The sequence below is a fragment of the Spirosoma soli genome, assembly GCF_042684525.1.
Lineage (GTDB): Bacteria > Bacteroidota > Bacteroidia > Cytophagales > Spirosomataceae > Spirosoma > Spirosoma soli.
Genome location: NZ_JBHULN010000006.1, coordinates 356,596 through 363,595 on the forward strand (window position 1 = coordinate 356,596; position 7,000 = coordinate 363,595).

The 7,000-nt window shown below is 46.4% G+C and carries 11 protein-coding genes; 6 read left to right on the forward strand and 5 right to left on the reverse strand.

The window, feature by feature from the left end; all coding sequences use genetic code 11:
* Positions 1-6: 6 nt before the first annotated feature.
* Positions 7-576, reverse strand: a complete 570-nt coding sequence (locus tag ACFSUS_RS12705; RefSeq protein ID WP_381523092.1) for a DUF308 domain-containing protein — start codon at positions 574-576, stop codon at positions 7-9.
* A gap of 327 nt (positions 577-903) precedes the next feature.
* Positions 904-1,503, reverse strand: coding sequence for a YceI family protein (locus tag ACFSUS_RS12710; RefSeq protein ID WP_381523094.1), 600 nt, complete (start codon positions 1,501-1,503; stop codon positions 904-906).
* A gap of 455 nt (positions 1,504-1,958) precedes the next feature.
* Between ACFSUS_RS12710 and ACFSUS_RS12715 the strand changes: the two genes are divergently transcribed.
* Positions 1,959-2,186, forward strand: coding sequence for a hypothetical protein (locus tag ACFSUS_RS12715; RefSeq protein ID WP_381523096.1), 228 nt, complete (start codon positions 1,959-1,961; stop codon positions 2,184-2,186).
* A 71-nt stretch (positions 2,187-2,257) separates the two neighbouring features.
* On the opposite strand, the gene ACFSUS_RS12720 is transcribed toward ACFSUS_RS12715, so the two are convergent.
* A complete protein-coding gene (locus tag ACFSUS_RS12720) occupies positions 2,258-3,805 on the reverse strand; it encodes a family 43 glycosylhydrolase (protein ID WP_381523098.1) in 1,548 nt (515 codons plus the stop codon).
* A gap of 261 nt (positions 3,806-4,066) precedes the next feature.
* On the opposite strand from ACFSUS_RS12720, the gene ACFSUS_RS12725 reads away from it, so the two are divergent.
* The 5 genes from ACFSUS_RS12725 to ACFSUS_RS12745 all read left to right on the forward strand — a co-directional run bounded on the left by ACFSUS_RS12725 (position 4,067) and on the right by ACFSUS_RS12745 (position 6,320).
* Positions 4,067-4,414 (forward strand): LytTR family transcriptional regulator DNA-binding domain-containing protein, encoded by a 348-nt coding sequence (locus tag ACFSUS_RS12725; protein ID WP_381523100.1) that lies wholly within the window; start codon positions 4,067-4,069, stop codon positions 4,412-4,414.
* Positions 4,415-4,586: 172 nt separating this feature from the next.
* Positions 4,587-4,802, forward strand: coding sequence for a hypothetical protein (locus tag ACFSUS_RS12730; protein ID WP_381523102.1), 216 nt, complete (start codon positions 4,587-4,589; stop codon positions 4,800-4,802).
* A gap of 190 nt (positions 4,803-4,992) precedes the next feature.
* The gene (locus ACFSUS_RS12735; RefSeq protein ID WP_381523104.1) at positions 4,993-5,379 is read left to right on the forward strand and encodes a hypothetical protein; all 387 of its coding nucleotides are present in this window, start codon (positions 4,993-4,995) and stop codon (positions 5,377-5,379) included.
* A 37-nt stretch (positions 5,380-5,416) separates the two neighbouring features.
* Positions 5,417-5,872: a hypothetical protein gene (locus ACFSUS_RS12740; protein WP_381523106.1), complete on the forward strand. Its 456-nt coding sequence runs from the start codon at positions 5,417-5,419 to the stop codon at positions 5,870-5,872.
* A 307-nt stretch (positions 5,873-6,179) separates the two neighbouring features.
* The gene (locus ACFSUS_RS12745; protein ID WP_381523108.1) at positions 6,180-6,320 is read left to right on the forward strand and encodes a hypothetical protein; all 141 of its coding nucleotides are present in this window, start codon (positions 6,180-6,182) and stop codon (positions 6,318-6,320) included.
* Positions 6,321-6,402: 82 nt separating this feature from the next.
* On the opposite strand, the gene ACFSUS_RS12750 is transcribed toward ACFSUS_RS12745, so the two are convergent.
* Together ACFSUS_RS12750 and ACFSUS_RS12755 are read right to left on the reverse strand one after the other, a co-directional pair.
* The gene (locus tag ACFSUS_RS12750) at positions 6,403-6,555 is read right to left on the reverse strand and encodes an IS3 family transposase (RefSeq protein WP_381523110.1); all 153 of its coding nucleotides are present in this window, start codon (positions 6,553-6,555) and stop codon (positions 6,403-6,405) included.
* Positions 6,543-6,866, reverse strand: a complete 324-nt coding sequence (locus ACFSUS_RS12755) for a DDE-type integrase/transposase/recombinase (protein WP_381523122.1) — start codon at positions 6,864-6,866, stop codon at positions 6,543-6,545. Before ACFSUS_RS12755 ends, ACFSUS_RS12750 begins: the two co-directional genes overlap by 13 nt.
* Positions 6,867-7,000: the final 134 nt, after the last annotated feature.

The following is a 7,000-nucleotide window of genomic DNA, read 5'->3' on the forward strand; positions in this document are numbered from 1 at the left end:
AACTAATTAATACGATGAGCGAGCGGCCTGTGCCCGCATCTGTTGCGTCAGGACGATAATTAACGCTCCCAGCACTATAGGGAAAACGCCAATGAAGCCTAATGATTCGTCAAAACCAGCCGGGCGTAGCAACAGGGTGAAGGCTAATCCGCCAGCGACCAGCACATTGGCGAAATGCACCAGACTAGTACTGCTGACAACACCCGCTCCGCGAGCTGCCAAAAATGAGTACATAGCCTGAACCGCTTGTAAAAAAGCATACATCATAGCCCAAAAGCCTAACACATCGACAAACCCTTTGACGGTACCTTCCGAAAAAATAAAGATCGCGACGCCAAAGGCCACATCTGTGATGCCGTGCAGAATACCCCAAATGTTGTTCTTCTCACTATGTTGGTTCGTGAAGGAGAATACGAGCTGGCATAATCCGGCTAGTACGGCCAATGCACCAATAATATGCCCCGATTGCGCTGAATATGATCCGGCAAAAATAAACATAACGGCCCCGATCAGAATGTAGAGAACGCCACGGCCCATCATGAGCCACCAGCGTTGAGTAGGGTTATTGCGTTCCATATCGTTGAGTAAATAAGACGTAACGTCGTTAATATGACTGTTAACGCGATGAAAAAGATGTTTGTTTAATTCCGAGTAAAAACAGAAAGCATCATTACCTATCAGATTCGAGTTTTTCGGGTTTGTAAGGAAGAAGTTCTAAGTAGTAAGCAACCAGTGGAGACAGGTTTGTTAGGGATTGGCTTCGCACGGTGCTACACCTTAAGCAAGGACAACGTTTTTAAGGTACTCCACTAAAAATGTTAAGTCCGGCGGGTTTCGTTAAAAAAGGCCTACTAAGCATTTTGGTCATGCTCAACAGGCCTTAAGTATTCACGACAGGTTACCTCATTTCTTCACTTCTGAAACGGCATTATCTTGTTTGGCAAATTCGCCGGCTGCTTTAACTTCTACTTCGTCACCCACAACGGCGGTGTTGCTCGAGCCCACGCCAAAATCAGAACGTTTTAGCGTACCGGCAATTTTAAACCCGGCTTTTTCCTGCTTGCCTCTCTGATTTTCCATAACCGTTGGCCCGTTCATAGTAACATCAAGCGTAACAGGCTTGGTTACGCCATGCATGGTCAGATCGCCGGTCATCTTGTATTTCTTGCCGTCTACCTTCTGAAATGACTTACTCTTGAAGGTAAGCGTTGGGTATTTGGCGGCATCGAAGAAATCAGGCCCCTTCAAATGAGTATCGCGCCGGTCATTCTCAGTGTTGATCGAGTTAACATCGGCCGTCAGTTCGAATATAGCATCTGACAAATCAGGTTTGGTCGCCGTGATTTTGGCATCGAACGTTTTAAAGTTGCCGTCTACTTCCGAGAGGGCTAAGTGAGTAACCGAGAAACCTAGTTTGGAGTGAGCTTTGTCGACTGACCAGGTTTGGGCATAAGTCGCAAATGAAGCGAGGGCCAGGGCAACTGTAAATGATAAGCGATGCATAATTAAGCGAGTTTTTGGTTTAACAAACAATTTATCAAGCTTTTATAAAAATACTGTGATACCTTAATCTACTCAAGTAATTGTAGCTGAATGACGGTTTTAAGCCGTTGAACAAATGCTTTCAGTGGCTTAATGAATTGTCAGTCACGTAGCTTTTTAAAGCGAATGGCAATAAAATACAAAAAAGCCTGGTTGCTGTGCGGCCAGGCTTTCTTATGATGTATACCTAATTATATGTAATGATACAAAGGCAAGCTAATCACTATTGTAGTTTAATGGATTAAAAGGGGCTTAATTAATGTGCATTACTCAGGATGCATTCAGTAATTCATGCTTTTCTATCATCCTACAAACTTTAGCAACGGCTCCATCAAGGCAACACTGTCCTTCATAAATCGTTTCTATAACTAAGAAACGATTATTCAGCCACGAGACGGTGGTAAAAAGAAAAAGTTATGAAACAGATAGTAATGGCTGCTGTTGCCTTGACTGCGTTGGTTGCTTGCGAAGGAGGATCATTCAAAAAGAAGAATTGTAAGTCGTGCGAAACACTGACGTATGGTCAGGCGGGTTTAGTAAACCGGAACGCACAAAGCGTTTGTGGAGACGATGAAGTATCGGCGTTTACAACCGCTAATACGTTTAGCAACACTAGCCTGACAGTAGTGACAACCTGTAAATAAGTGCCAGTTTCGCTCAATGGTGTTCCGTTTGTGAACGTGAGCAGTAACTTATTGACTAGATCAATAACTCTTTACGGGGCCAGTACAAAGCTGTCAAACTGAGCCGTCTGGCCAGCAGTACCTTTAGCTGTCAGCCCTACCCGTATACCCCGGTCCCAGGGCGGTAAAAAAGAGCCATCTATCGGCGCCGTCTCAAGGGCTTTGAAGGTTTGTCCGTCGGTGCTATAGCCGAATAAGATGTCTTTACCATTCTGCACTTTAGCCTGCAACGTCACACTTTTTGTAGTAGATAACTGTGCGGTCGTTATAACCTGATCGTTTCCTTTTTCTCGTTTCCAGACGCGCAGCTCATCATTCTGCACCGATAGGCCAATGGCATTATCGTCGTCGCCAATAATGGCAAGCCCAGCCGCCGGGCTGTTTGGCTGACCCCGTAGCACAGTGGTTTGGGTCGTATAATTTCCTGAAAATGTACGGTGGCCAATGTAGTCGCCAATTATATCGGGCTTGGCCCCTAAGCGAAGCTGCCCGTTCTGGAGCTGAATTATAGGCTGGCGAAAGATTGACCAGTTCCAGGCGGTCGACAACGTGTTTCCCTCAAACTCATCGCGCACGGTGGGCAGAGCGGGTAGTACTGTTCCCCCTGAGTTCTGAAACGTTACCCAGCCATCGTCCGTAAACAAAAATTCACGCAGCAGCGCCTGGCGGCCGACGTACACATGCCCTTGCTTTCCATAAGCATGATACAGGAAGTAATGGTGACCATTCCGCTCAATGGCCGTACCGTGGCCCGGACACCGCCATGATTCGTCTGTAGTTAAGATTGGGTTTTTGTTGTATTTCTCCCAAGGGCCGAGCAGGTTCTTGGCGCGGGCAACACCATTAGCGTAGGTGCATCCTGGTCCGCAGCAGCCCGCAGCCGCGTAGAAAGCGTAAAAATAGTCACCATGTTTCATCATCGATACGCCCTCAACCAAATTGGATTCCCAGGGCGCATCGTTGCGAAATAGTTCGCGCTTTTCACCGGTTAAGGCTGTACGTTCTTCGTTCATGGGCTGTGCCCAGATAGGCGTCGGTTTCCCAACGCTGTTTCCGTCTTCTTTCCAGATCAGGTATAGCTGGCCCTTGTTATCGCGCATAGGGAAGGCATCAATTGAGCCATCGGTTTGGCAAACCAGCGGTCCATGATCGCGGTATGGTCCTTCGGGCCTGTCGGCGCTGGCCACAGCTACACATAAGTTACCACCCTTTTTATGGGCCGTGTAATACACATAGACTTTGCCTTTGTCGTAAGTTAGCTCAGGTGCCCAGAAGTAGTAGTCTGCCCAGTCTGGTTTCTTATCGAATATAAAGCCAGTTGTCTGCCAATGAATCAAATCGGTTGATTTCAGTAGAGGATAGGCCGGAAACCAGTTTGATGACGTCGCTGAAGCCCAGTAGGCGTTTCCGATTTTGGTTACGGATGGGTCTGGATAATCGCCCAGCATGACCAGTGCTGATGAGAACGCTTGGTCGGCTTGATCTGGCTGTCGGGTCGCGCTGTTCGACGGTAACGAACTTTTGCAACACCAAAACACCGAGCCCACAAAGAGATATTGAAGGACCTTAGGAAGCGTCATGATAGGGTTAATTAGATGAGCAAACCCGGTACATTGAGAGTTCTCAATAAATACCTGAATCGAGTACAAGAAACGAACAGCCCAGCCAACTAGTTTGACGAAGCGTTTAAAAATATCTCTTATGAGTAGGCTTTTATACACATAGGCCCAATAAGTGCTAATCATGGATGAGGCAATGGTCTGGGAACGCCTACATTTTGATCGTTGATGAAATCTGACCACTTCGTTAACCCGTACGTCTACAAAACAACAAGCTAATGAATGAACAAGCATCAGTTAATCGAACAACTAGACAGGGTTACTTACCTGGCCGGTGACGGCAATTACACCAATGTGTATTTTGTCGATTCAGCCAAACAGCTCTTTGCTACTACACTCGGCGACTTCGCTCGTGATTTCCCAGAGTTTATCCGTATCCATAAGAGCTACCTGATTAATCCGGCACACATAGCCGACTACCGCTCTGATTCGGTCAAAGGCGCTGCCATCCGGATTGGTGACCAGTGGCTACCCATTAGCCGCCGAAAAATCAATGACATCAAACCGCTGATTAAACCTAAGGTACTCACCGGAGGGGTTTGGTATCAGATACAGAAACCTCATGGGTAAGTAATGAGTATCTGCACAGGGGAGACGGGGAGGTGCAAATAAGAATTGGCTGGAAGAATATTGGTATCTTTTTTGCGTATCTAACTTGTTGGAGACTAGCTCGTTGCGTTCTATATAGGCTAGGCTGATTATGACTGGAAACCCGGCACACGTATCTTTAACCGACTGTGCTATGAACCCAATTCCGAACGATATAACGCAACTGGCTCACATTGCTGCCGAAACTGGGCATGAGTATGCCGATGCCTATGCAGTGTGGATGATCTATAACCGTCTCCCCGAAGTTTATCTGATTATTGACACTGTATTATGGATTGCCAGAAACCAGGGCGTGCCCGTAAAAACTGCTATAGAACTGTATCAAGCCATAGAAGATCAATTCGGTTAGTGAAACCACGGCCATTCTCGTCGAAATAGTTGTGTCAGCTAATTATCCATTAGCTGTTTTCATGGTGATGCTTCCAGAACCGAGTAGAATCCTTGTTGGCTGATAGGTACTAGCTAAGAACAGCTAGCGCTATTTGCTAGTTACTAACCAAGGCAGGCCCAGATAGTCGTTGAGATTCAACCAGCACAGCATGGAAACAATTTATGAATGGCTTCTTCACAATACTGGTAACGAGGGTAGCCACGTCACTATACTGAACGTTAAGCGTACAACGGAGCCTGGCACAGAGGAACTAACGCACCTCGACATTAGGGGCCGAACCAAAGATTTCACAATTGTGAATGTGGCCGTCTATCCAGTAGAAACGGCAAACTCGCCGGATACTGAGCCCAGTGGGTTGAAAGACGAGATGCTTAAAGAGAGCTACTTCTTCAGAAATGATCAGCAAGTGATTGATTTTTTGTGCGAAGGAAGAGTCGACCAAGCACAGACGGACGGGCCAGGGGTACGCCTTGTTGTTATTGAGCCTGCTAACGACGCCAGCCGCATTACGTTTCCACCGGATCAGGCTAGTTAATAGTTTTCGAGCTGAATGTAAGTAAAGCAAGTTTGTAATGAAGAACAGCTCAGTTGTTTATAGAGAAATTCAAGCCTTTCGCCAACCCTGGCTGTGGGTGCTGTTGTTGTTCAGCTTAGGCACTACTCTTTATCGTTGGCAGCCCTTGGGTATTGGTATCATGGTCGGCATGCTGGCCTTGTTTTGGTTTCTACGCTTAGAAGTAATCATCAACGAAGAAGGGATCGGATTCCGATGGCTTCCTTTCCAAAGACGTTATCAGTTTATTAGCTGGCCTCAGATCGAAAAGATTTCTCTTCGACCCTACGCTGCCATTGGAGAATTTGGAGGATGGGGCTTTCGGCTATCCTGGAGAGGAACGGCCCAGACGGTAGCCGGTAATTACGGTATGGAGATTAAACAAAAGGGAAAAAAGCGATTCCTGCTGCTTGGTACACAACAGCCAGATGCCATCCGTCAGGTAGTAAAGCAAATCCACTCTATTGCTATCTAGGAAAAGCCTTAGTGCGTTATAAAACTATAGCGCGTTAAATTTGACCTCTAAATACACAAGCACTCATTACCTGTCTAAACGTTTTCATTAGTTTAATGAGGTTACAGGGCTGAATACTTCATTATGATACGTTGATAGAGCGAGCCATCTCTGCCTGTGTACCATCAAATTTCCATAGTAAACGAAGGAATAGGTTTGTTACCAACTTGATACAATAGTAGATTATGTTCATGTTTGTATATTAAGCGGTATTTCTTGATAAATAATTTGCCTATTTTTCAATTGACTGTTTCTGTAAGTTGAAAACATGGCTGGTACAGTACTTTGGAAGCCCGTATTTTACAACCTTCTCCTAATAGGTGCCTCGTCGAGGGCTGGTGCGTTGGCCGCTAATGACATTGGTAACGTATATATGCTTGTCGATAAAGGCTTGCAGGCTAGTGAGTAAACTTCTACAAATTCGACTTATTATAAGCAGCTAAACTCAACGCTAGTCTCGGTTCATAAAACGCAGCTTGAGGTGGTCCGGTTTAGCGGCACACTGAACTGGCAAGTTTTGCATAATATTCAGTCTCAAACTGTTCAGGGCTTTTGCAGCCCAGCGACGAATGCCTGCGCACCCGGTTGTAGTACATTTCAATATACTGCTCACGCAGCCCTGTCGAAGATTTCAGTTCGAGCATCGTCCACACTTAGAAATGTACCTCCTTCCAATAATTCCGCTTTCAAGCGGCCGCTTCGGCGGTCCGATCCCGAATGACTCCGCAAAAGCATTTTTATACGGATCGTCTGCCCGACTCATGCTGGGTCTGATCTTCCATAAACTGATCAGTTTGTGCAGATCATTCGATACATACTGACCACCCCGATCCGAGTGGGTAATCAAGCCGGGTAAAGGCTGACGAGATTGCAAGGCGTTACGCAGGGGTATGATAACTAAGTCATCCTCCATATTGTCATCGACGCGCCACCCTACAATTCGTCGGGAAAACAGCCGCGGTGGCCTTTAGGTTTGTGGCATGGTAAGAATCTAAGAATTAGCTAGCTTTCTAAAAACATCAGAGCGGGCTTCCCTATCGCGGTGGCTAGGTACGACCCATGGTCCGATTCAGGTCCCGCTCTGTCTTC

Excerpts from the sequence above, each read along its gene's own strand:
- ACFSUS_RS12725 (WP_381523100.1), top strand. The coding sequence starts at position 4,067 with ATGAACAAGCATCAGTTAATCGAACAACTAGACAGGGTTACTTACCTG.
- ACFSUS_RS12710 (WP_381523094.1), bottom strand. The coding sequence starts at position 1,503 with ATGCATCGCTTATCATTTACAGTTGCCCTGGCCCTCGCTTCATTTGCG.
- ACFSUS_RS12750 (WP_381523110.1), bottom strand. The coding sequence starts at position 6,555 with ATGCTCGAACTGAAATCTTCGACAGGGCTGCGTGAGCAGTATATTGAA.
- ACFSUS_RS12705 (WP_381523092.1), bottom strand. The coding sequence starts at position 576 with ATGGAACGCAATAACCCTACTCAACGCTGGTGGCTCATGATGGGCCGT.
- ACFSUS_RS12740 (WP_381523106.1), top strand. The coding sequence starts at position 5,417 with ATGAAGAACAGCTCAGTTGTTTATAGAGAAATTCAAGCCTTTCGCCAA.
- ACFSUS_RS12730 (WP_381523102.1), top strand. The coding sequence starts at position 4,587 with ATGAACCCAATTCCGAACGATATAACGCAACTGGCTCACATTGCTGCC.
- ACFSUS_RS12735 (WP_381523104.1), top strand. The coding sequence starts at position 4,993 with ATGGAAACAATTTATGAATGGCTTCTTCACAATACTGGTAACGAGGGT.
- ACFSUS_RS12715 (WP_381523096.1), top strand. The coding sequence starts at position 1,959 with ATGAAACAGATAGTAATGGCTGCTGTTGCCTTGACTGCGTTGGTTGCT.
- ACFSUS_RS12720 (WP_381523098.1), bottom strand. The coding sequence starts at position 3,805 with ATGACGCTTCCTAAGGTCCTTCAATATCTCTTTGTGGGCTCGGTGTTT.
- ACFSUS_RS12745 (WP_381523108.1), top strand. The coding sequence starts at position 6,180 with ATGGCTGGTACAGTACTTTGGAAGCCCGTATTTTACAACCTTCTCCTA.